The following is a 20,390-nucleotide window of genomic DNA, read 5'->3' as shown; positions in this document are numbered from 1 at the left end:
GGAGACTATTATTTCTCAATCTCCCTGTCTTTTCCGTTGTTTCTTTGTCGTTTTGTTTTCTTATCTTAATGACATTGCTCGTGTGAGGCCCTTTTTTACGCTTTTTTTCAGTTAATTCCACGTTATCCGGCAAATACGTTTCTACTTCATTAGTTTTAACTAGCCCATTTGGAATAAACCGGTGATTAATACAATCGTTTATAAGCCTTACCCGCTAATTCGGTACAAGGTATAATGTACTAGTTATGTATTTTTTGTCCTTGAATTTTATTCCATAACTCGCCGTCAGTATTAATGATATCTTTTAATTCGGAGTATGGAATTTTATATCCCCCTAACAGTTCTGATTGGACGGAATAAACTATTATGGAGTCACCAAGTAAGATAAATGACTCGTTTTCTTTAGCCCAAGAACTAGCAAAATTTTTATATGTCCATATTTTTGTCGAGATTTCATGATTAAATCTATATTCAGTGTCATTTGCTAAACAAACATCTTTAATTCTATTTTCAAAATCAACATTCGGTTTAAAAAGATCATCTAAATTGTATATTTTCCCAGTCGTTAAATCAATATGTATTCCTTTATCAATTCTTATTTGGGTCTGAGATATATTCGGTTTAAACATATTTCCCCAAAAGTGGATGCTTAACAGATTATCCCCGTAATAAGAAACTTCAAAATTACCCTCTATAGAAAAGTTTGATGGGACTATTGCTGCTTTTAAATTATTATTTATTGTTGCCTGAAGAGCTGTATTTTGCATTCCTTCCATTTTAGGTATCAAGGCCCTGCTATCGTTTTCTAAATATTGAACTTTAATAAGCCTTGGTTCCGCCGGTGGAGTTTCTTGGGTTTCATGTGCCACAGAAGTAATTTGCACCACCGAGGTTTCTAATGTCGGTGTTACATTACTCCCGTAAGCGGTTATCACACTAAAGCTTACCGTAAAAAGTGTAACCAAAAGTATTTTCCATATTTTCACCAGAATATCCCTCCTGTTGTAGAAATATTATACAGGATAAATGTGGCAAAAACATGACAAGTGCTATGAAAGAGAAAAGCTCGGCCTTGACCGGGCAATAATCATTTAAACTGCACCGCTCCCCACCTTAAACAATATTCCATATCCTTATCTTTATGATTCGCTGCCACAAATCTTGCAAACTACAAATATTTTGCCTGTTTCACTAAAGAAAGTAAACAAAAGAGTCAAACAACAATTAAGAAAACTTATACTATAGTAAAAAAGCCATCCTCAATTGGAATCGGCCTTTACCTGTAGTTTTAATTTGTCTTTATTCGTACAACGATCATCGAGGGATGTTTTCATGATTTTTTCGAAGTAAAACACCGCTAATAATAAACCTACACATGTACCCACCGTTGCTGAACCTAGCAAGCATAGTATGAATAACGCCCCTGTTGTTGTATACATATGCCATCCCTCTTTTTATATTTTGCTATATACTCATGCAAGCACGTTTATACTTACCATAGCTGTATTCCAATATTTACCGATATCCCCCTTTTACAAGTACAATTAACCATTGCGTAACCTTTATTAGATTGAGATTTAATTGTATTTTCCAGTATACTAGCAAACGATGCAGTTTTCTTCCTTTTTAACCCATTCTTAGGTTTTTGCGTATTATACTTATAATTATTGAGAACAGGTTGTACACATGCTACTTTTAAAATCATAGTTAATTGCCTCCCATTAACTACTTATGGTTTTTTTTATCGTAAATATTAGGTATTCTTTTTTTGTACTTATATTGTAACAATTGCTTACATTTTTTAGTACTCTCTAAATAGATAGGAAATCCCCTACCTGTTTAGAGAGTAATCAATTTGTTTATATTACTTTTGCTGTGATTCTGCTAACGATGAATATACACTTGTCCCGTCTTTTGGTTTATCTTTCACCTTTATGCAAACAATACCATAGGAATATGACAAAATTATGACTGCTTTGTAAAAAGAAACTAAAGGACTACATAGAAAAGCCCCCAACCAGAATCATCCGATTGAGGGACTTGCGCTATTTGCCGAACCAAATATGTAGCCAATACACCAGCTACAATTTCTCGCGTGTCACTTTCATGCTCATGACAACGCATTTCACGTTCTTGACGTTCCCTTCGTGACTTTCCTCATGTACCCAATATATGAAAAACAAGTATCGAAGGTAGTGACAACATAAGCGGTACTAAAGAAATTTTCTTGTCCGTAAAAACGGTCCAGAAGACTAATTTGGGGACATATAAATAATAAAAGGCTCTGCATCGCTGCAAAGCCTTGAATTTACTGGTGGAGACGAGGGGAATCGAACCCCTGACCTTTTGAATGCGAGTCTAAAAATGCCTATTTGTAAAAGTTTATGTTAATTGATAAGTGCTTGTTTTTACTGGGCTTATCGGCTATTTCGTTGATGAACATTTATTCTAATTAGTGACACTTTTTAAGTGATTGTCACCAATAGTGTCACTGACTATTGTGGCTATTGCCATCGTGACATTGGTTAATTTTTGATTACTTACAATCACACGTCTTTTTTTATATTTGGTAGTCAGAATTTTCTTTATTTAGATATAAAAAAGCCCACTTCCTACATCGTAATGAAGAAGTGAACTAAATTATAGAAATATACTCAAATTGTTGCAAAAATAACAGTAATACAACATTTATTCGCACAATAAATATTCCGCATATTTCTCACTAGCCTGTCTTCCAGTTCTAGCATTAGATATCGTGCGCAAAGTCAATTGCGTTTCTTGCTTTTCTCGCTCTAAGATCCTTTGAGCAACCGAAGATTGTTGAGCAGCATTATATTTACTTTCACGTACGTTAACTTTACTATGATGCTTGTTTTTTATCAACTTAAGACCGTTTCTATCCTCTCTCCTAGATGACATAATGTTTTTTCTCATCACAATACTCCCTCCTGAATATTTATTCTCTATATAGCATTGCCGGATTGCCATCATCACCTTCAACAAAAATAGGAGATTGACCAAACTTGACATCGGTCGAAATAGCCCCATGAGATTTAAACATTGTACTCCTCTTTGATCTATAATATGCCAATATAGGTTCATTACTATACTGATCAAAGATCAGCCCAAGCGGAACATATCTTTTTGTTTTTACAAATCGCTCATATGCTCTAATTACAGCTTTTTTACGATCTAAGCTCACTAGAGTCAAATGTACACAATATCCTTTTGCATTAAACATATGTGCGTAATCTATGAGACTCTGAGCATCATATCCTATTGTCGGAAATACGAGATTGTGTCCTTTAGAAATGCAAAAATCTAATAAATTAAAATCTTGTTCGGTAGAAGTTACTAGCTTTGATTCCTCGTGGACAAGATGAGCCCCATATTGGTGATTGTATTCAGGAAATTTTCTTTTAGCATAATCAGAATCTACTATATAGGCTCCATACTCATCAGCAATTTTTGTAGCTATCCCTGATTTTCCTGAAGCTGGTAACCCAGTTATTATGTATGCCTGTGACTCAGATATTACATTGGTTAACGGCTTCGCTCCTCCTTTTCCTAACTTTAAACAATCGTCGTTGCTTAATCTTTGGTAACTAATAAGTTCGGATAATATTTTTTTCCGTAATTCAATTCTTTGCTCATCTGTTTTATATTCAAAATCCCTAAATTTAGTACTTTTTAATGTTGAATCTTTCTCTACCGCAGTTATACACATTTCAGCATCAACAATTTTTTCTATTGCCCTTCTTATCTTAGCTTTCTCTGAAAATTGTAAAACTCCTTTAACAAAAGGTTCAACAAAATCATTATTTCCTAATGGGCGTATTATACCCTGGATCATAATACATCCTCCGTTTTACAATAAAATAATTAAGTCAGCTAAGTCAAAGGTTTTAAGAATCAATTTCTATAACGATAGTAATATAAGGGAAAAATTTAGTACCCATATTTATATTAAATTTGACATTAAAATCCAAAACACCTCCCTTAATCTGAAAAAATTTTGTCTACGACCATAAGAAACGGGAGCCAACTTTAAAACAGCACCGTAATTCATGCGCGCCAAACCTATACAATTCAAATACTAGGCTTAAAACAAAAAAATAAGCCCTGCCAGCAACAGCCAACAGAGGCAATAAAAAAACAACCCAACAACAATATACCGAAAAATAGGCTTCAAGGCGCGATTTGCGAAATCATCAGATTGCCAAATTAATTAAGGAAACTAAATTTTAGCACTTATTGTAGATTCACAGAGGAAACCGTCCAATTACCATTAGCTAACTGATCTACAGTAACATTGTAATTATTGCCGTTATGAACTACGTTCACAATAGACTGGGAACCATTTTGACTTATCAAGGTAAATGAGTCGTTATTCACATCGAATCCTAGATCAATGGCCGCTGCCTTAACTATGTCCACTGGATTGGCAGTATCATTATAAATCTGAATTTTGTTTGAGCTATCATTATACCATGTTATGCGCTGATCAAATGCTCGTCCACGATCAGCCCACCTTTCATGTTCATACCTTGAATGGTCATACCCATCCCTTTGATCCTGTTTATCCCCTCGATCACGATCAGCATGCTGATCATCCTTATTTTTATCACGTTGGTCTGGGGTAGCCACTTTATTGTTGTCGGAATCTCTGTTCTCCGAAGAATCTGTGGCAGAAATATCAGTTTCATCAAGCAGCTTTTTAGCGTCTTTATCAATTAGTGTCGTTTGTCCGGCTGTTACAGTTGGAGACGCGGATGGATTTTCAGCAGCAGCCGATGCTTTAGTAAAAGGAATACCATGCAATGAGGTTCCCGCCATAATGGCTGCACCTGCTAAGGCAGCAGCATAATGCTTATACTTATGACGAAGTTTCAAGCGTTTTGTTAATTTCTTTTCCATATAATTCCCCCTTTCAAGTTTTCTATTTTTAGTTTCTCATACTTTTACTATCCCAACCCCAGGTAATTTAAAACATTAACTTACTTGAAAATCATGGTCACTATGCATTTTATATCTGATTCAAAGATAGAAATTTCGTTAGACAAAAAACTTGCCAATGATTAGCCAGCAGGATAATGATTATTCTTTGTCAAAATAAATTCTATTATTATGTTCCTCAAGATTTGGTAAACATCGATTCTTCAAAAGCTTTTAAATCTTGTGGGCGAATTCGATAATTGTTACCAAACTTAATAGCGTTTAACTTTTCATCACGAATCCAACTCCAAACTGACGATTTTTGGACTCTAAAATATTCTGCTACTTCATCACATGTTAAAGATCTATTATTATTGAAAATTTTTGGTACTTTAAGACAATCTAAATTTTGTTTATACTCATTTTTCTTGTCTCTTAAAGCTTCTTCTCTATTATTTACAGCTTCCTTCTTAATTTCATGGTAAAGAACTTTCGTTTTTTTTGAAACTGCATTATCATCAATCAATTCTGAGGGCTTAACGCCTACAGCATTACACAAATCAAATAACATAGCGACTGTCACAACCTGGCCATAATTTTCTACAAATCCTTTTAATTCACTTACCATTTTAAACACTTCCTTAGATATAATATACCGTATTTTATATAACAAAACACATATCCTGCTTATAAACATAAAAAAGCCGATCATTTAAGATCGGCTCACAAATAAATTATAATCACGCTTTCATTAAAGAAGTTAGCCGCTTTCAATATTGAATCAGGACCGTTAAGTATATCAGCATACCCTTTAATGTTTCTCATAAGATTTAAATGCTATGCTATTTTTCTACCATTACAACAACCTATCTGCTGCTGAATAAATTTTTCCGCTTTGATTTGATAAGTTCCAAATCGCTCATATAATTGTTCCTTTCTATAGGAAAATCTTGTATTTTGTCGAAGTGTCACCTTTAAGGAGGTGATAACTATGATTGATGCTTACTGCCCGTTTTTTAAACAAGAAGATAGAAATATGACTTGTAGACAAGAAAAATGTGCTTTATATCAAAAAGGTCAATGTGCAATTAATATTATCGCTTCGAGTCTTCAAAAACTTTCTCAACCAAACAAGTTATAATTTTTTTTTGATAAGCTAAAATTAACAATGCAGAAACACAAGCTCTTAAAATGTCGCAAGATTCTTCAATGGTTTTCCGCTATTTTCTATTACTGCAATAATAGATTTAGCGGTTTCTTTTTGTTCATCAGTTAAATTAAAAGCTTTATCAGCATTAAAATTGATTTGATTAATTTCTTTCATTTCTATTGCTCTTTCCTGCTTGTCCACTTTTTAGTCTTGACATGTAATTCTTTCGTTTTCTTCTACTGGTACATATCCTTTTTCTTTTAACATTTCGAGAACGGCATTTTCAAAGCTAGGCAATGGTGTATCCGGCGGATATAGCACACCATTTATCATGTGACCAGCACATACCATTTTTCGTCTTTCTTTCTTCATTTATCTATCATCTCCTTTGTAATGATTCATCAATAATAATACCATCAAGTACAAGCTATTTACGTGCTGCATCGACAGATTCATGAGCAGCCTGTATAAAGTCGCTAGCAGCAGCCTGTGAAGGGGTTTTAGCTTTAAATAATATCTTTTCTATCTGCGTTAGCCAATCGCCTGCATCGGTTATGTAACGATCTAGCCGTTGACGTTCAAATGATGTCATGATTTCACTTTCCTGCTGCGCTCAGCACGTTTACCACAAATAATGCCATAAATAAAAGCGTATGTAATCCCTGTAACTGGATTCTTCTTAGCAAATGAAGAATTTGCTAAGATAGTCAAAATAGTGCGCTCCTTATCTTGCGGTATACGATTTTGTTCCACGATCTGCATAAAGTCATTATAATCCATTCGTTGCAAAACCATAGTGTATGGATTATATGGTAATTCCGGCTCTGCACCATCAAGCAAAAGTTGGGTTTCCTCTATGATTTTTTCTATATCATCTTTGTATTTTATTGCAATATCAGTTAACTTTGAAAGCTTGTCCTTACTATTGAACCCTGCATCCCAAAGTTTTGAATAATATTCGAGATAGTCGCGTTCTGTTGCGTTTGCCATTACAATCCTCTCCCTTATCATTTGATTTTTTCCCCTGCCATCTGATAAAATGAGAGTGACAGCAGGTATTTGCTTGCCTTAACTGTCCCGGCCTGTTCACTATTTTCGGTAGTGAACGGGCTTTTTATTTATCGATATCTTCTAATAAATGTAATTGCTTGTCCTCCTTTTCAGCTAAATGGCTCATTGCAAAAATAATCCAATCTTCAATTATTTTTTGTACTTTAGGATTATTTACTTTTTATAAGTCCGGAATAACCACATCATTACAATCAACATTAATTACTTCCACTTTTTGCGCCTCCTTCCGGCTTATTTATTATTCTAATAGTAAACAGGCCATTTTTATTATTCTTCCTTAGCGTTCTCAATTGGTTGGTTACTGTTGTTTTTAATATATTCCTTAACATGATTTTCTGGAATTCGCCATTGTCGTCCAACCTTAAAAGCCTTTAGACGTCCGCCTTTTAATTCGTCAGCAATAACTTGTTCCGAAACTTTCAGTATTTCCGCCAATTCTTTAGGTGTGTATACCGTTTCCAATACCAATATTTCACCACCTTTTTTCTTTTATAAGTTGATTATATATCTGAATATTATATAATGTCAATAATTATATTTAATTATATATAAATATATTTAACTATCAATAGTTGTATTTAGTAAACTGTTTTATAATATTCATTAATAGTTTAAAAATCAGTAACCGACAAAGAAAAATCATCTGACTTCAGCCTCTCATCAGATGAGCATATTAATTAAGTTAGCGAAATTTTCCGCCATCATATAATGATCCATACTAAAATCAAATAATACATTTCTGAAGTATGCAACATTGAATTTTTCCCCTTAATTCTGGCAGTCGAAAATTCGGTTTTTACATATTGGCAACTTATAATTTAACTGCTATATAAATATTGAAATTCCCATAAAAAAAGAGGTTTTATCCCATTAATAACCAAAATAGTATTGTATTAACCTATTGCATTGTATAATGAAAAATATAGGAGATAATTAAAATGAAAAGACTATTGGCTTCATTACTTTTATCATATGTTCTCTTGGTAATTCCTAATATTGCATTTGCTAATTTGCAAGTTTATGCTGGTGGAGATTTAACAACACCACTACTCATTTATTCAAATGATCAGCTCAATGTATATATTGATGACAATACAATAAAAAAAGCTACTTCCAATAACTTTTATAAAGAAACAGGAAATTTTGAAGCGCGATTATATTTTACCTATAACGATGAAAGCGTAAGACAAAAAGCGATTGAAACGATAAAAGACATAAACAAAAATTCGAATGCTTATGGTCAATATATAAATCCTGATGCTGATCAAAACGACTTAACATATTTAGTAGTAGATGTTTTTTACAATAAAACATTTAAACAAACAATAGTTAATGGTATATATTCGCCTAAAATAATTAATGCTAACACTGTAACTATCACAAAATATATTTATAACGCACCTATGCATGATAATGGATTTGATGAAATTGCAGCAGATAATTATAATTTAAATAATAAAAGCTTAATTGCTATATATTCCGCTAACGAAAAATTCCAATTAGATCCAAAAAAGACTCCTTTATTTTATAATATTGTTCAAAATATCATTAACAAAATAAACTCAAATCTATAAATCAGCAAAATTGCAAATAAAGTTAAAGCCTTCTATTCTGGTCTTTTCCCAGAGTAGAGGGCTTTAATTTTATTTTAAAAATAATATTCTACTACACATTCAATTATTATTCCTATGAAGGTTCCTAATGATAATCCGATTATAAAAGAATATTTTAACATCCATCCATTATATTTACTTTCAGACGCGTTTTCCATAAATTATGCTCCTATCCTTTTCTTTTCCTGATGCAAACATAGCTGCCACTAACAATCCGATACTAGCCCCGATAGTGGCCGAACAAAACATACAAAGTATAAATAGTTTTAAGGAAATTAGCATTATACATTCACCTCTTTTGCTATGTAATCTTTTAGGGCTAAAATCATAATAGTATTTTTTGATACACCAATCTTTTTTGCACAAAGTTTTACTTTATTGTCTACGTTAGCTGGAATACGGGCACTACATTTAATAATCTCGCACTCTTTAGGCATCATAAAACTCTCCTTTTGACACTATATTACCACCGCAACAGTGCGCAGTCTATATTTTTTTATGGAATTGGATAGAAAATTGTATACCATTATGGTATTATAATGACATCAAGTATAGGAGAAAAAATAAAATGAAGAAACAAGATGAAGAGATAAGAATGACTTTTCGCATCCCTCCCGATATTTACAAAAAGATTGTTGAATCAGCAAAAAAAAATAGACGATCAATCAATAATGAAATGGTAGTAGCATTAGAACAATTTATAGAAAAGAATAAATAAAGCACAAAAAACTATCATTAAATTGATGGTTTTTTTGTGCTTTTATAGTGAAACAAATATTCTTATACATTTTAAACAAAAAATAAACCCTGTCAGCCGAAGCCAACAGGGTAAAATGCCGTCCCCAATAGGGAGTGTGGCGGGAACTGTGTAAATGGAATAATCAACCGAAATTATTACTACCTGACACTATCTCATCTCCCAATATATTAATTGTATTGTACATATTTCCCGCATCCTTCTAGCAATATTTTTTTGCTTTGCTGATCAACAGTTTCACCTTCATTCCATATATCTTTTACTTTATTTTCAAGAGCTTCTATAAATCCAGCACCAGGTAAATCATTACCTAATCCTTCATTAGCTCGCTTTTACATTGCTTCAATTTTTCACCGTTCTACAACTCTTTTTCAAAAGCAATTAAGCAGAACTTTGTATCCTCCTGTTCTGCTTAATTACCAACAATATTTATATTTTGCTATGGCTGCAATAAAATTTGTATGATATATTTTCAAAGCGGTATTCCAAATGGTTGCTAGGCAAGACCAGAAGTCAACCGTTCGATATAAGAGCACAAATCATATCTATCCTAGCATTTTTAATTTTAACTTGCGAGACTAATTTTAGAAGCATTAACCTTATTATGCTACCGTAAATGAACAGTCTTTATATGTACCATCCGATAATCTTACAGTAAAATGTAATTTATTGTCACTTTCAGAAAGCCACGGCATACATTGACTGTTTGCTATTGCAGCGTATGAAAACGTTGATTGATTTACACCAAAAGCTGTCGACCCTGTGAAACTAGGATTATGCCCGGTAATAGGGGCTATTTGGCTACCCGTCAAAGATGGTATGCTTGTTGGATACATAGTGATATTATCCATCTTTTCTACTCCGGAGAGAGTATAAACAAATGCAGCTGCGTTACTACTAGTAGTTATATAGTTTTGCACCATACAACTATCAAAACTCATTTGTGATAAATGATAAGCATCAATACCATTATCTGAGTATACAAGGCATTGTGTAGCTTTTGAACCAGTACCAGGAGTTTCCCCATCAAAAAAACATCCGACAAATTTAACATTCATACCTTGAAACCCGCCTTGTCCAGATACATAAACATCTAAGGGCTGATTCCAAGCCAAGACAGGATTACCGGACGCCTGTGTATCTTGATAGTTTCTTTCCCAGTAACAACCAGAAAACAAAGTCGGCGTTTGATCTTGGATGACAACTGCGGTCTGCAAAGATTCTTCAAATGTACAGCCAATAAAATTCATTATTTCCGAAAAATTATTAGCAGATAAAGGCGTTCCTTTCACATTTACGCAATTTATTCCACTGCGAATATATACTCTATCAAATGTTATACCATTTACTTGCTCAGAATCTTTTTTATTTACAAATATTCCATATTGCCCAATATTATACATGTTTATATTGCTGAATCCAGAATACCAGCTTTTTTGTAGTTCTACTCCTATTTCAACATTTTTTATAGTTATATTTTTTATCATTGAAGAATTTGTAAAATTTCTAAGTAAGAACCCTGTCTGACTATTATTTCCCCTAGGTGCAATTACTGCACTATAATTACCAGTAATGCTAGGATAAGTTCCAACTACAGAAAAGTCACTAAAGATACAGCCGTTAAGTTGACCATTACCACCACCGTCAAACAGTGCGCCAGTTCCATTGAAATTGATAATCGTATTAAACTGACCTTGACCTTGAATACAAGTTGAATATCCGTCTGGGAGTGTAATACTTTCATCAACAGTATAAGAGCCAGTTGGTAATATAATTTTTCCATATGGATTATTATTAATGGCTCTCTGCAACGCCACACGAAATGTTTCTGGTGCAAGTCCATATGAACGTATATCTATTGAGGGACTATCTTGTGTATTTATTTTAAATATTCTTATATCCGTAATATTACTATTTGTAATCGTAGTAGTCCCAGCAGCAACGGCAATATTAGCTAACGAAAAGCCTCCACTCGGTAATGTAGGTGCAACGGGCGTAACTGCTGCTGTACCTTGCAAATAAGATACAACGCCAGTAGTTGATACATAAATTAAGTCTATACGTGGATTAGTAGCATCGGCAGTATTAACAGGTTGTGAACTAACAGCGGCAGGCGTAAAATGCGAGCCGGTAGGCATATGAATAGGAACAGAGGTTACTATTTGTACTGTCATATTAGGCGTAGATTGTGCTAACACCTGTAGGCCATCACCAATTAGCCCGTAACCTGTTGATTCTTCTAAAGCAATCCCGCCGCTGCTAGATATAAAACTAGTAATTTTAGATGTTAAATCATTAATATCAGTATCGTTTGCAACATATCCGGCGGCTACCATCGCATTAGCAAAAGCAGTAGCCATTGTGGAAGTTTGATAATAAAGTTTATTATGTATATCAGGAGGTGCTATTCCTGGCATTACGCCCCCTGCGCGATAAATACTATCTGCATATGTTGTATCATCTGCGATTAATTGCTTGCTTGGATCGAATTGTAAAAAATTTGTGCTACCTGACATGAAATTCCTCCTATAAAATAAAATATGATACCTGTTATAAGACAAGTATCATTTGAATATCTCCATATTTGTTTTGTTACTTTAATTGCTCTTAAATTTACTCACATAAAAATTTTAGGTTTTTAACTGGGATACCATTAAAATAGCTTTCTGTAAGCCGTTCTAAGCAGTAATGCTTGCCCTTGTGGATTGCCAATTCTCGGTTTCTTCTCATCATAGCCGCCTATTCGCTGTCTAGTGAGTTACTATCTGATTGGCAAACCTTCTTCCTGTGCCATTTTTAATGCGCTCCTATAAATAAGCGACATATCAATTTGATTTTCATTTATCCCCAAAGTCTTGTGCATTCCTATTAGGTGCAGGGTTATTTAACAATTCTACCAACGTATTAACTTGCTCATTATTTTTTACAATATCGCCTGACAAACAACTTTGCTTTTTGCCAAGCGTAATTCTTACGGGAATTGCCTTAAATTCAGATTCTTCCCACTGCAAAGTTAACATTGAGACAACGCCATTACTTAATTTATTAACTTTGTCTTGAAGCCGTTTTATTAATTGCTCTATCCTCACGTTTCACTTTCCTCCAATCGTTCATCTACAATTCGTTCTAATTCTTCAAATTTTGCCTGCAAATCTTCCAATTCAATTACTTTAAATGATAATTCTAAGACCGTTTTTGCGGCTGTCACTCTAGCAGAATCTTTGCTTTCATTGTCTTGCATAACATTCTTTAAAGTATCAACCGCTATAGTAGTTGCCTGTTGTAATTTTGATATTGCCTGCCCAACCGCCTGTCTCTTTGCTTCCTTGTAACGTTTTGCAAATTCAGGCATTTGTAGCCACCGCCAAAGCGTAGTTTCTCCTATACCCGCTTGTTTGGCTGCCTCTGCAATACTTGAAGTCGTTAATAGTGCAATTATAGCCAGTTCATGCTTTTGAGTGAATTTTTCGCCGTGTCCTTGCATCTGCCACCACCTGCCGTTTATATTAATACGGCTTTATCTCACACGCCGTCCTATTCGCTGTCTGTTGGACTTTATTAGTCCGTAAAATTACAATGCAATGGTTTGCCATTAATAACTGTGTTGTAGGCATCAACCAAACAAGCTATACGTTCATCATTCGCGAAATCCTGCGAGTATTTACCATCCTTGGGACACATATAACAAACACTATCCTTATCGGTGTAAAGTTCGAATTGGCTCAAGTCTTCTTCTAGTTCCTCGCCAATATCTTCTAAGATGGACTTAACTTCCGCAAGTAGTGCCGCTGCAAATGCTTTTTGCCGATTATCCAAGAAGTCATACTGCCTTTTTTCTTCAAAATTAGGGCACTGGGCAACGCCATCATAGACCGCAATAGTCACACAATCTAGATTTTTATTGCAAGATCCCTCATTATTAAATCTGCAAATATCGGCATGACATACATAATTTTTTTTGTTTTTCAAAATAACACACATCCTTTAGTTTCGTTTGACGGCTTATCTCATACCGCTTCTATTCACTGTCAAACCTTCAGCACTTAGCTGAACCCTATCCCTTTCGACACATTGATTTTTCAACTCTGCTCAAACCTTTACCACGCTTTAAGGCCTGCATCCATAAGCTAGAATTGTTTTTGAGCAAGCTCAGTATTTCGTTTTCATATAGGACAATCAGCATCCGAGACCGACGAATTATTATTTGCTCCATGCTATCATCCCTGCCAAAATTACAGCGGCAATAAGCTGTCCTGCATTACAAATATGAAATATTCTCATACTGCTATCTCTCCTTTCAAAAATTCTCGACAATGGTAAAACAATGTGTAATAGATGAAGTTTCCAGCACATGCAGCAGGAATGAAATTCATATCTAATCCATATCGTGCTTCATAGGTTTTTAATGTCGCAATAAATGACTTAGGCTCATATTGTGTTCGGTATCTATGACCGACAATATCAGAATAGCCATTTTCATTCTCAATCATTAGGTACAGCTTTGTTTTGCCAGCCCGTAGTAATTCACTCTCAAACCTTGTCCGGTCTTTTGTCAGATTGCCGGACAATTCTTCAATACTGGCCTTACGCTCAATCACAATAGAATCTGTAAAATAAATATCCCGCTGAATCCCTATTTGTGGGGACGCGGGAAGTAAACAAGAGTAATCACCATACTCAAGCTTTCGGCTTAAATATCGAATCTTTTTCTTATCAAAATAGGTAATAATATGGCCATTTTCCTGCTCGCGGGTATCAATTAGAATGACCATACTTTGCAGTAGGCTCTTTAATTCACTGTTTGTATAATGGTACTTCACGCATTCACCTCCTTTGTTTGTAGGCTACCTCTGAATAGCTTCATTGCCTTAATCAAAGGTACGGCAGTCTGTTGCCCATCAGCTACAATCAAGTGACATATATCGAAAAACTCTTTTGCCGACAGGGTAAAATCATCAGGGTACTTTTGCTGTACCTGTTGCTTGGCTTTATCATCAGGACACAACCATAACGGTCCATCCCAAATCTCTGCATATTCAGGCCTGCATTCAATTAAAACAGCTTGCCCTAATGTTTTATCATGTGCCTGTTGAATTGCTGTTTGCGCGTCCATTCTGTTGGCTTGTAAATAACTTATAACCTCATCCTTGCAGATTTTTAATTCATCCAACAAAAAAGCAGCCCCTTTATCTGGTGGCTGCCTACTGCGATATTTTAGTTTGCCCTTATCGGACAAATATACATCAATTCCGATTCGTTCTAAATCACGAAGTGGTTTCATTCTATCGTTCCTTCATAATATTTTGTTTCTCCAAATGTGGGGGAGTTGTTCCCAGTATTCCCAGTATTCCCGTAAGCCCTTATAGAATCTGGTTTCGTGCCACTGGGTACGTCACTGGGTACACTGGGTATTCTACTGGGAATGCAATTGTTAGTTTCTATACCCAGACTCGTTCCCAGACTAATAACCCCTTGATTTTCCTGTGTTTTCTGGGCACACTGGGTATTCTGGGTATAATTCACTACCTTTTGGAAGTAGATATGGTTAGAGTTTGATTTTGAGTTATACTCGGATTTATACATGATTCCAGCATCTGCAAAATTACTCTTATAATGCTTCAGTCGTTTCGCAAGGGCTACCGCCGACCTTGGCCATGTTTTACTATTGGTATCTATCCTTTCACGAAATGCAACGTTCCCTAGTTCTTTTAGCAAGTCAGCAGCAGAACCGTTCCAAACGGCTCGACTGTTCATAAAAATGATAACTGCATTGGCTACAGGACTATTACGAATCGCTTCATCATTAGCACGTCCGATATTGCGATAATAAGCCATTAAAAATTCATCACCTGACCACTCGCCCATTGATTCAGCAATTGCATATCCCCATTGACAAAAATCTGCCATTCTAGGCAACTTATCTAGCTTAACTGTCGGATAAATTGTCATCGCTCTAACAAGAATATCGAACATCCCACCTAATATAAGGGGTCTTACTTCCTCAAACGCTTTCCAGAATTGCCGTTCTGTTTGTCTGTGGTCCCCATCAATACGTTCCAATTCAAAAGGAATCGACCTGTCCAATAAGTCCGGTTTTGTTGCCACCGTGTTTATTCCATTCAGAGTTACACAACGCAGAAAAGATAATATAACTTCGTCATCATCCGTATAAAGCTTGCGTTTACTAATTCCTCCACCCGTTGCTGCACAACATAAAACATCTGACTGCCATTCATTAAGATTGCTCAAATTATCGAAAGCAGGCATATAGTTTTTATACAGTGTTAACGGCAATTCTTTTTGATCATGTGGCATGGTTAATAGTTCCTTCGCCGCAGGGTCAATTAGTCGCCGAAGTATCCTCAACATAGTTGACTTGCTTGCACCCTTTTCTCCCGACAACGGAACAATTATTTTAGGAACATCCGGAATCAAGCAAGAGACAAGATACACGGCTAATAAATTGAACTCGTTATCATTTTTTAGATTAACGAATTTTCTAAGTAAATGAATATCACCATTCCTTGACGGCTTAACCTGCTCTGCCGTATTGGCAAATCTCCTAAACAGAATAGGTGATTTCATAATCTCCCAACCATCAGGACTGATTTTAACGGCTTCCCATAAGTCGTTAGCTAGGTCATACCAGAAAATACCCTCGCATTCGGCACATCGTAAAGACAACTTAATCATGATACCGTCAAATAGCGACTTAGCTTCCGCAACATTCAAAGCCTGATTAATAGCATCCGAATTACACCCTCTGCCCGTCAAATAATAAAACTGACCGACTAGCCACCGTTTAAAAAGCGTTGAACGGACGGGCCAAACCTCCACATGATTATGAACCTTAAATTTAACGTATGGTTCTTTCAATTCATCATGAAACAGTTGACACTCATTAACGATCCCTAGTAATATGTCTGATTGGCTAGGTTTCTTTGAATCTTCTTCCCCTGCATCTGCTTGCTGTACTTTCCTACATCCGTATTCGTCATATTCTGGATCTGATTTTTTAGCCATCAAATAACCCTCGATCTTCCGCTAACCATAATCCGTGTTGCTCTTTCAATCGCTCCCCTGATTCCAGCAGAGCGAGAATATGTTCTGCGATCTCACGAACAAAGAAAGCATCCGACATTAAAGAAAGGTTTCTATCCGTTGGTACACCTTTGACTATTTTTTCAGCAGCATAAGTTTTGTGAAGTAACTGAACCATTCGAATCCAACAAGCTTTTAATTGTTGCTGAAATCGCTGCTCCTTTTTTCTATCTTGCTTACGCCGTCTTATGGTATCGGCATCAGGAGTAAAACCGTACTCTTTACGAAGTTCGGCATAACTTTTTCCAGTAGCCATTTGAAGTAAATCAAAACTGTCACCGTACTTGCCACTGGAAAAATCATAATATCTATCTTGATCAATATAAATAATCATTGACGGGGTTCTTTCTTGTTGAAATATTGATAAGCAACATCCACGTCGACCTCTTGTTTTAGGAATAATTCCATAATAATCGCTCAATACGTCTAAAATTGGCGGTTTTTCTCCGTTTGTGGTATAATTATTGTAACAAATCGTATATATCACCTCATTTATGCTGCTATCGCCGAATAGCGGCATTTTTATTTGTCTTAATTAATCTGCCGTAGCTTGCCATATTCAACTGGCTTTTCCTTCTGGTCGCCGCTTTCACGCTCATGTAACCATTTTTCGACTGACTCTGTTTGAAAAAATACCCTTCGGCCTATACGGATGCAAGGCATCCCTTCTTGCTTATACCAATGAAAGACTGTCCAATCAGTAACAATTTTTCCTGTAGAGTCAAGATATTTTGCAAGTTCCGCTTTATTGACAAGTGCCATTATTAGTAGCCCCCTTTGCCAATTTATCTATAGCTACTAAAATTCGCTGCTTTTTCTCTTCTGACAATTCTCTACGTAACCATCTACTGAAAGTTGCATCAGCAATTCCAACCATTTCGGCAATCTTCCATTTAGGAATAAGTGATAACGCTATTTTCACTCTAATATCTTTATTTGCCATTTTAAAACTCCTCCTATAAAAGTGAAACCACCCGTAGATGGCTATTGTGTAACGTATTTCCATTTTGTTGGCAACGGTGATTTTCCATTAAATAAATTAATATCCACTATTGATGGTTTTGTATTGACTTGCTCATTTTCTTTTTCTTCTTTGCGTTTACAAGCTGATATATTGTTCGCTGTGAAGTATATTAATTCACTGTCCCATGAACTTTTGATTTTATCAATGGGTTTATTAATAACATTATCTATTGTGATACAATTTTCTGTTCTGATCTTTACGATCTTCTCCCAAGAGTTACGCCGCCGTTGTTGCCCTTCTTTTTTTCGAGCAACCATCTTTTTTCTGGCGGCGCATGCCGGATTATCAGGCATAATATAATCTCTCCTTTTCATCATCCTCTGAGTGAACAAGAGGAACTTATTCGGTTTTCATCATCAATACCTTGTTGACATCTCTAATCATACAATGATATAATCGTAACAACAAGGAGGCGTATGAAGTTGTGACAAGAAATATTTTACCAGCCCAAGTTAAGCTTATGCCGAAATTCCCAATAACCAAAACTATGCCAAGTGTTAATGATTTTATTATTGACACTTATCAATTACTAAGAGATTTTTTCGGTACTATCAATGAAAACGAAAAGTATTTTGTGACCGTTAGACTTCCTAAGTTGACTGAATCCAGGCACGAATTTTTCATCAACCAGTTTCCAAATTATTGTAAAAAATATGGGAACATTTTTACTATGAAGAATGCTACTAATGAAGAGATTAGTGCATCACTGCTCAAACTTTACACTTTGTTAGTGATTAGACAGACTAAAGACATTCATACACTGTGTAAAAAACTCGCTGATGTATTAAACGATCAAAAAGGAAAAGACTCCATTTATATATCCTTAAGTATGCTTGTTCCCATAGGGAATGAAATAGCTGCTATTCAATTTGCAAATAATACGATCTACAGCACACTAGATATAAATATACACGTTGATATGCCAGATGATTATATAGGGATACGTGTTCATCAAACCGATAAAGATTTACTCTCCAAAGGTAAACTTCGAGCAAAACAAAACTGGTTATCAGAGCAACTATATAAAAATATATCAAAAAAAATAGAGTTAACATCTACCAATTTTATAACAGAAAATGGTTTAACAATCGTACAAAGTACAATAACCGATCCTCTAATGATTTTTGTTTTAGAAATGATATCAAACTCTCAAAAGTTCAATATTTGCAAGTTTTGTGGCGCACTAACCACAGATAGTAGACGCTATTGCAAAAATACAGATTGTAAGCAAAAATGGCACAGTAGCAACCCCATTGGGAAAATTAACAGTGTACTGCGCCAATGGCTGGTAAGAGGAAAGTTTGATGGTGCTGGAAAACAATATGCCCAAACAATAAAAGATAAGGTTTTAGAGTACGGTGAAAAATTAATAGATGAAGGTTATGAACATGAAGAAATTTTGCCATTGCTAAGAAAAGAAAAAGACCGTTTACTAAAAAAGGAAGTGTAAGCTAATGGCGAGTTATGGTAGCGTTCAAAAGACAGGTATACATAGCTGGAAATTAACTGTATCAGGCGGTTTTGACGGTGGCGGCAAAAGAATTCGCCACACAAAGACTGTTCATGTCACCAGTGACAGTCCTGATAAGCAAGAGCAAGAAGCCAGAAAGCAACTTGCGTTATTCCAGCAGGATATTGAAAAAGGTGAATCATCAAACAGCGGTAAAATGACTTTATCCCAGTTTTACGACTATTGGAAAGAAAATTATGCCTTAAAAAACCATGAAATAAAGACATTAGCCTACAATGAAAATCTATTTACCAGAATAAAGCAAGCATTAGGCAAAAAACGCATAGACCAAATTGAACCTAGGCATATACAAGCATTTTTAAAAAATATGGCAGAGCCGGGAATTAGCAAAACAAAAGACAGACTATCTTCCAATACTATAAGAAAACACTTTTCCTTACTACATAGCCTCTTTGCTAAGGCAGTACAGTGGAATATGCTGCCCTATAATCCAGTTGAAAGAGTTGACCCACCAAAAGTAGAGCACAAAGTCAAACAAGTGTATACGCAAGAAGAATTAGGAAATTTCTTGTTAGCTATTGAAAATGAAGACCTTAAATATCAGCTAATGGTACACCTTGCCTTTTCTGGTGGCTTGCGGCGTGAAGAAATATTCGGTCTTAAATGGGAATGCGTAAACTTTGAAGAAAATACCCTTAAAATAGAGTCTGCATCAGTTTACACGCCAAAAAGTGGTATAAAATTAAAAGGAACTAAAAACAAAGCCAGTAACGCCGACATTTCTATACCGCCATATGTCACTGATTTATTAAGGCACCAACAGGTAAAACAGAAAGAAAAGAAATTACTGATTGGTGATAAGTGGCATGAATCAGGCTTAGTCTTCACTACATGGAATGGTACTCCGGCACACCCGGATAGTTTTTATACTTGGATTAAGAGATTCACTATTCGGGAGGGATTGCCATCAATAAGCCCTCACATGTTTAGACACATGACGGCAACATATTTAATTGCAAGTGGCACCGATGTTCGAACTGTATCCGGCAAATTAAGACATGCCCAAACATCAACCACTATGAATATTTACGCTCACCTATTAAAATCAGCCGAAAAGGAAACAGCTAATACTTTAGGAGATTTCGTACAACAGGCAACAGAAAAGGCAAAACAGGCACAAAAAAAGCAGGCCAAATAAAATGGTCTGCTCTTTCTTTGTGTTGGCGAATGTTTGTCTAAATTAATAATGATTTTTAAGTGACTGTCAC

At 35.3% G+C, this 20,390-nt stretch carries 29 protein-coding genes; 5 read left to right on the top strand and 24 right to left on the bottom strand.

Annotated features, from left to right (window positions below; all coding sequences use genetic code 11):
* Nucleotides 1-239: 239 nt before the first annotated feature.
* The 7 genes from Ga0466249_RS21015 to Ga0466249_RS20985 form a co-directional block, all read right to left on the bottom strand.
* Nucleotides 240-986 (bottom strand): hypothetical protein, encoded by a 747-nt coding sequence (locus tag Ga0466249_RS21015; RefSeq protein ID WP_215831454.1) that lies wholly within the window; start codon nucleotides 984-986, stop codon nucleotides 240-242.
* Between the two features lie 273 nt (nucleotides 987-1,259).
* Nucleotides 1,260-1,439, bottom strand: coding sequence for a hypothetical protein (locus tag Ga0466249_RS21010; RefSeq protein WP_215831453.1), 180 nt, complete (start codon nucleotides 1,437-1,439; stop codon nucleotides 1,260-1,262).
* 53 nt (nucleotides 1,440-1,492) lie between these two features.
* Nucleotides 1,493-1,705, bottom strand: a complete 213-nt coding sequence (locus tag Ga0466249_RS21005) for a hypothetical protein (protein ID WP_215831452.1) — start codon at nucleotides 1,703-1,705, stop codon at nucleotides 1,493-1,495.
* A gap of 983 nt (nucleotides 1,706-2,688) precedes the next feature.
* A complete protein-coding gene (locus tag Ga0466249_RS21000; RefSeq protein WP_215831451.1) occupies nucleotides 2,689-2,937 on the bottom strand; it encodes a hypothetical protein in 249 nt (82 codons plus the stop codon).
* A 19-nt stretch (nucleotides 2,938-2,956) separates the two neighbouring features.
* The gene (locus Ga0466249_RS20995; RefSeq protein WP_215831450.1) at nucleotides 2,957-3,853 is read right to left on the bottom strand and encodes a zeta toxin family protein; all 897 of its coding nucleotides are present in this window, start codon (nucleotides 3,851-3,853) and stop codon (nucleotides 2,957-2,959) included.
* 398 nt (nucleotides 3,854-4,251) lie between these two features.
* The gene (locus Ga0466249_RS20990) at nucleotides 4,252-4,917 is read right to left on the bottom strand and encodes a hypothetical protein (RefSeq protein ID WP_215831449.1); all 666 of its coding nucleotides are present in this window, start codon (nucleotides 4,915-4,917) and stop codon (nucleotides 4,252-4,254) included.
* A 217-nt stretch (nucleotides 4,918-5,134) separates the two neighbouring features.
* Nucleotides 5,135-5,563, bottom strand: a complete 429-nt coding sequence (locus Ga0466249_RS20985; RefSeq protein WP_215831448.1) for a helix-turn-helix domain-containing protein — start codon at nucleotides 5,561-5,563, stop codon at nucleotides 5,135-5,137.
* A gap of 363 nt (nucleotides 5,564-5,926) precedes the next feature.
* Here Ga0466249_RS20985 and Ga0466249_RS20980 point away from each other — a divergent pair, with 363 nt between their 5' ends.
* Nucleotides 5,927-6,076, top strand: coding sequence for a hypothetical protein (locus tag Ga0466249_RS20980; RefSeq protein WP_215831447.1), 150 nt, complete (start codon nucleotides 5,927-5,929; stop codon nucleotides 6,074-6,076).
* Between the two features lie 45 nt (nucleotides 6,077-6,121).
* Here the strand turns inward: Ga0466249_RS20980 and Ga0466249_RS20975 are convergent, their stop codons facing one another.
* From Ga0466249_RS20975 to Ga0466249_RS20955, 5 genes are all read right to left on the bottom strand, one after another.
* Nucleotides 6,122-6,259, bottom strand: a complete 138-nt coding sequence (locus tag Ga0466249_RS20975; RefSeq protein WP_215831446.1) for a hypothetical protein — start codon at nucleotides 6,257-6,259, stop codon at nucleotides 6,122-6,124.
* Between the two features lie 30 nt (nucleotides 6,260-6,289).
* Nucleotides 6,290-6,457 (bottom strand): hypothetical protein, encoded by a 168-nt coding sequence (locus Ga0466249_RS20970; protein ID WP_215831445.1) that lies wholly within the window; start codon nucleotides 6,455-6,457, stop codon nucleotides 6,290-6,292.
* 55 nt (nucleotides 6,458-6,512) lie between these two features.
* Nucleotides 6,513-6,677, bottom strand: coding sequence for a hypothetical protein (locus Ga0466249_RS20965; RefSeq protein WP_215831444.1), 165 nt, complete (start codon nucleotides 6,675-6,677; stop codon nucleotides 6,513-6,515).
* Nucleotides 6,674-7,075: a hypothetical protein gene (locus Ga0466249_RS20960; RefSeq protein ID WP_215831443.1), complete on the bottom strand. Its 402-nt coding sequence runs from the start codon at nucleotides 7,073-7,075 to the stop codon at nucleotides 6,674-6,676. The genes Ga0466249_RS20965 and Ga0466249_RS20960 overlap by 4 nt, the downstream gene beginning before the upstream one ends.
* 348 nt (nucleotides 7,076-7,423) lie before the next feature.
* The gene (locus Ga0466249_RS20955) at nucleotides 7,424-7,624 is read right to left on the bottom strand and encodes a helix-turn-helix domain-containing protein (RefSeq protein ID WP_215831442.1); all 201 of its coding nucleotides are present in this window, start codon (nucleotides 7,622-7,624) and stop codon (nucleotides 7,424-7,426) included.
* A gap of 470 nt (nucleotides 7,625-8,094) precedes the next feature.
* Between Ga0466249_RS20955 and Ga0466249_RS20950 the strand changes: the two genes are divergently transcribed.
* Entirely contained in the window at nucleotides 8,095-8,730 is a 636-nt protein-coding gene (locus Ga0466249_RS20950; RefSeq protein WP_215831441.1) for a hypothetical protein, read from the top strand.
* Nucleotides 8,731-9,050: 320 nt separating this feature from the next.
* Here the strand turns inward: Ga0466249_RS20950 and Ga0466249_RS20945 are convergent, their stop codons facing one another.
* Nucleotides 9,051-9,209: a ribbon-helix-helix domain-containing protein gene (locus tag Ga0466249_RS20945; RefSeq protein WP_215831440.1), complete on the bottom strand. Its 159-nt coding sequence runs from the start codon at nucleotides 9,207-9,209 to the stop codon at nucleotides 9,051-9,053.
* A 128-nt stretch (nucleotides 9,210-9,337) separates the two neighbouring features.
* On the opposite strand from Ga0466249_RS20945, the gene Ga0466249_RS20940 reads away from it, so the two are divergent.
* Nucleotides 9,338-9,487: an Arc family DNA-binding protein gene (locus Ga0466249_RS20940; RefSeq protein ID WP_215831439.1), complete on the top strand. Its 150-nt coding sequence runs from the start codon at nucleotides 9,338-9,340 to the stop codon at nucleotides 9,485-9,487.
* Between the two features lie 641 nt (nucleotides 9,488-10,128).
* Here the strand turns inward: Ga0466249_RS20940 and Ga0466249_RS20935 are convergent.
* The 11 genes from Ga0466249_RS20935 to Ga0466249_RS20885 all read right to left on the bottom strand — a co-directional run bounded on the left by Ga0466249_RS20935 (nucleotide 10,129) and on the right by Ga0466249_RS20885 (nucleotide 17,944).
* Complete coding sequence (locus Ga0466249_RS20935; protein ID WP_215831438.1) at nucleotides 10,129-12,042, bottom strand: hypothetical protein; 1,914 nt, start codon at nucleotides 12,040-12,042, stop codon at nucleotides 10,129-10,131.
* Between the two features lie 321 nt (nucleotides 12,043-12,363).
* Nucleotides 12,364-12,615, bottom strand: a complete 252-nt coding sequence (locus Ga0466249_RS20930) for a hypothetical protein (protein WP_215831437.1) — start codon at nucleotides 12,613-12,615, stop codon at nucleotides 12,364-12,366.
* On the bottom strand, nucleotides 12,612-13,010 hold the full coding sequence (locus Ga0466249_RS20925) for a transposase family protein (protein ID WP_215831436.1): 399 nt from the start codon (nucleotides 13,008-13,010) through the stop codon (nucleotides 12,612-12,614). The genes Ga0466249_RS20930 and Ga0466249_RS20925 overlap by 4 nt, the downstream gene beginning before the upstream one ends.
* A 74-nt stretch (nucleotides 13,011-13,084) precedes the next feature.
* Nucleotides 13,085-13,495: a hypothetical protein gene (locus Ga0466249_RS20920; protein WP_215831435.1), complete on the bottom strand. Its 411-nt coding sequence runs from the start codon at nucleotides 13,493-13,495 to the stop codon at nucleotides 13,085-13,087.
* A 308-nt stretch (nucleotides 13,496-13,803) separates the two neighbouring features.
* The gene (locus tag Ga0466249_RS20915; protein WP_215831434.1) at nucleotides 13,804-14,346 is read right to left on the bottom strand and encodes an ERCC4 domain-containing protein; all 543 of its coding nucleotides are present in this window, start codon (nucleotides 14,344-14,346) and stop codon (nucleotides 13,804-13,806) included.
* Nucleotides 14,343-14,807, bottom strand: a complete 465-nt coding sequence (locus Ga0466249_RS20910) for a hypothetical protein (RefSeq protein ID WP_215831433.1) — start codon at nucleotides 14,805-14,807, stop codon at nucleotides 14,343-14,345. The genes Ga0466249_RS20915 and Ga0466249_RS20910 overlap by 4 nt, the downstream gene beginning before the upstream one ends.
* Entirely contained in the window at nucleotides 14,804-16,549 is a 1,746-nt protein-coding gene (locus tag Ga0466249_RS20905; protein ID WP_215831432.1) for an AICE element replication initiation protein, read from the bottom strand. The genes Ga0466249_RS20910 and Ga0466249_RS20905 overlap by 4 nt, the downstream gene beginning before the upstream one ends.
* Nucleotides 16,542-17,114 carry a CHC2 zinc finger domain-containing protein gene (locus tag Ga0466249_RS20900; protein ID WP_215831431.1) on the bottom strand — a complete coding sequence of 191 codons (573 nt, stop codon included), beginning with the start codon at nucleotides 17,112-17,114 and terminating at the stop codon, nucleotides 16,542-16,544. The genes Ga0466249_RS20905 and Ga0466249_RS20900 overlap by 8 nt, the downstream gene beginning before the upstream one ends.
* 44 nt (nucleotides 17,115-17,158) lie before the next feature.
* Nucleotides 17,159-17,389 carry a hypothetical protein gene (locus tag Ga0466249_RS20895; protein WP_215831430.1) on the bottom strand — a complete coding sequence of 77 codons (231 nt, stop codon included), beginning with the start codon at nucleotides 17,387-17,389 and terminating at the stop codon, nucleotides 17,159-17,161.
* Nucleotides 17,373-17,570 carry a hypothetical protein gene (locus Ga0466249_RS20890; RefSeq protein ID WP_215831429.1) on the bottom strand — a complete coding sequence of 66 codons (198 nt, stop codon included), beginning with the start codon at nucleotides 17,568-17,570 and terminating at the stop codon, nucleotides 17,373-17,375. The genes Ga0466249_RS20895 and Ga0466249_RS20890 overlap by 17 nt, the downstream gene beginning before the upstream one ends.
* A gap of 41 nt (nucleotides 17,571-17,611) precedes the next feature.
* Nucleotides 17,612-17,944, bottom strand: a complete 333-nt coding sequence (locus Ga0466249_RS20885; protein WP_215831428.1) for a hypothetical protein — start codon at nucleotides 17,942-17,944, stop codon at nucleotides 17,612-17,614.
* A 131-nt stretch (nucleotides 17,945-18,075) separates the two neighbouring features.
* Between Ga0466249_RS20885 and Ga0466249_RS20880 the strand changes: the two genes are divergently transcribed.
* Together Ga0466249_RS20880 and Ga0466249_RS20875 are read left to right on the top strand one after the other, a co-directional pair.
* Entirely contained in the window at nucleotides 18,076-19,101 is a 1,026-nt protein-coding gene (locus Ga0466249_RS20880) for a hypothetical protein (protein WP_215831427.1), read from the top strand.
* A 4-nt stretch (nucleotides 19,102-19,105) separates the two neighbouring features.
* Nucleotides 19,106-20,320: a tyrosine-type recombinase/integrase gene (locus Ga0466249_RS20875; protein ID WP_215831426.1), complete on the top strand. Its 1,215-nt coding sequence runs from the start codon at nucleotides 19,106-19,108 to the stop codon at nucleotides 20,318-20,320.
* Nucleotides 20,321-20,390 lie beyond the last annotated feature (70 nt).

Origin of the sequence: Pelorhabdus rhamnosifermentans (genome assembly GCF_018835585.1) — a bacterium.
GTDB classification, from domain to species: domain Bacteria; phylum Bacillota; class Negativicutes; order UMGS1260; family UMGS1260; genus Pelorhabdus; species Pelorhabdus rhamnosifermentans.
The sequence above is the reverse complement of the archived record's forward strand: the minus strand, read 5'-3'. Positions and strand labels throughout refer to the sequence as shown.

What these genes read in the sequence shown, in the direction of transcription:
- Ga0466249_RS20980 (WP_215831447.1), top strand. Translation starts at nt 5,927, where the DNA reads ATGATTGATGCTTACTGCCCGTTTTTTAAACAAGAAGATAGAAATATG.
- Ga0466249_RS20975 (WP_215831446.1), bottom strand. Translation starts at nt 6,259, where the DNA reads ATGAAAGAAATTAATCAAATCAATTTTAATGCTGATAAAGCTTTTAAT.
- Ga0466249_RS20970 (WP_215831445.1), bottom strand. Translation starts at nt 6,457, where the DNA reads ATGAAGAAAGAAAGACGAAAAATGGTATGTGCTGGTCACATGATAAAT.
- Ga0466249_RS20960 (WP_215831443.1), bottom strand. Translation starts at nt 7,075, where the DNA reads ATGGCAAACGCAACAGAACGCGACTATCTCGAATATTATTCAAAACTT.
- Ga0466249_RS20925 (WP_215831436.1), bottom strand. Translation starts at nt 13,010, where the DNA reads ATGCAAGGACACGGCGAAAAATTCACTCAAAAGCATGAACTGGCTATA.
- Ga0466249_RS20910 (WP_215831433.1), bottom strand. Translation starts at nt 14,807, where the DNA reads ATGAAACCACTTCGTGATTTAGAACGAATCGGAATTGATGTATATTTG.
- Ga0466249_RS20875 (WP_215831426.1), top strand. Translation starts at nt 19,106, where the DNA reads ATGGCGAGTTATGGTAGCGTTCAAAAGACAGGTATACATAGCTGGAAA.
- Ga0466249_RS20935 (WP_215831438.1), bottom strand. Translation starts at nt 12,042, where the DNA reads ATGTCAGGTAGCACAAATTTTTTACAATTCGATCCAAGCAAGCAATTA.
- Ga0466249_RS20885 (WP_215831428.1), bottom strand. Translation starts at nt 17,944, where the DNA reads ATGCCTGATAATCCGGCATGCGCCGCCAGAAAAAAGATGGTTGCTCGA.
- Ga0466249_RS20945 (WP_215831440.1), bottom strand. Translation starts at nt 9,209, where the DNA reads ATGATGCCTAAAGAGTGCGAGATTATTAAATGTAGTGCCCGTATTCCA.
- Ga0466249_RS21005 (WP_215831452.1), bottom strand. Translation starts at nt 1,705, where the DNA reads ATGATTTTAAAAGTAGCATGTGTACAACCTGTTCTCAATAATTATAAG.
- Ga0466249_RS20965 (WP_215831444.1), bottom strand. Translation starts at nt 6,677, where the DNA reads ATGACATCATTTGAACGTCAACGGCTAGATCGTTACATAACCGATGCA.
- Ga0466249_RS20990 (WP_215831449.1), bottom strand. Translation starts at nt 4,917, where the DNA reads ATGGAAAAGAAATTAACAAAACGCTTGAAACTTCGTCATAAGTATAAG.
- Ga0466249_RS20985 (WP_215831448.1), bottom strand. Translation starts at nt 5,563, where the DNA reads ATGGTAAGTGAATTAAAAGGATTTGTAGAAAATTATGGCCAGGTTGTG.
- Ga0466249_RS21010 (WP_215831453.1), bottom strand. Translation starts at nt 1,439, where the DNA reads ATGTATACAACAACAGGGGCGTTATTCATACTATGCTTGCTAGGTTCA.
- Ga0466249_RS20895 (WP_215831430.1), bottom strand. Translation starts at nt 17,389, where the DNA reads ATGGCACTTGTCAATAAAGCGGAACTTGCAAAATATCTTGACTCTACA.
- Ga0466249_RS20940 (WP_215831439.1), top strand. Translation starts at nt 9,338, where the DNA reads ATGAAGAAACAAGATGAAGAGATAAGAATGACTTTTCGCATCCCTCCC.
- Ga0466249_RS20890 (WP_215831429.1), bottom strand. Translation starts at nt 17,570, where the DNA reads ATGGCAAATAAAGATATTAGAGTGAAAATAGCGTTATCACTTATTCCT.
- Ga0466249_RS20905 (WP_215831432.1), bottom strand. Translation starts at nt 16,549, where the DNA reads ATGGCTAAAAAATCAGATCCAGAATATGACGAATACGGATGTAGGAAA.
- Ga0466249_RS20995 (WP_215831450.1), bottom strand. Translation starts at nt 3,853, where the DNA reads ATGATCCAGGGTATAATACGCCCATTAGGAAATAATGATTTTGTTGAA.
- Ga0466249_RS20950 (WP_215831441.1), top strand. Translation starts at nt 8,095, where the DNA reads ATGAAAAGACTATTGGCTTCATTACTTTTATCATATGTTCTCTTGGTA.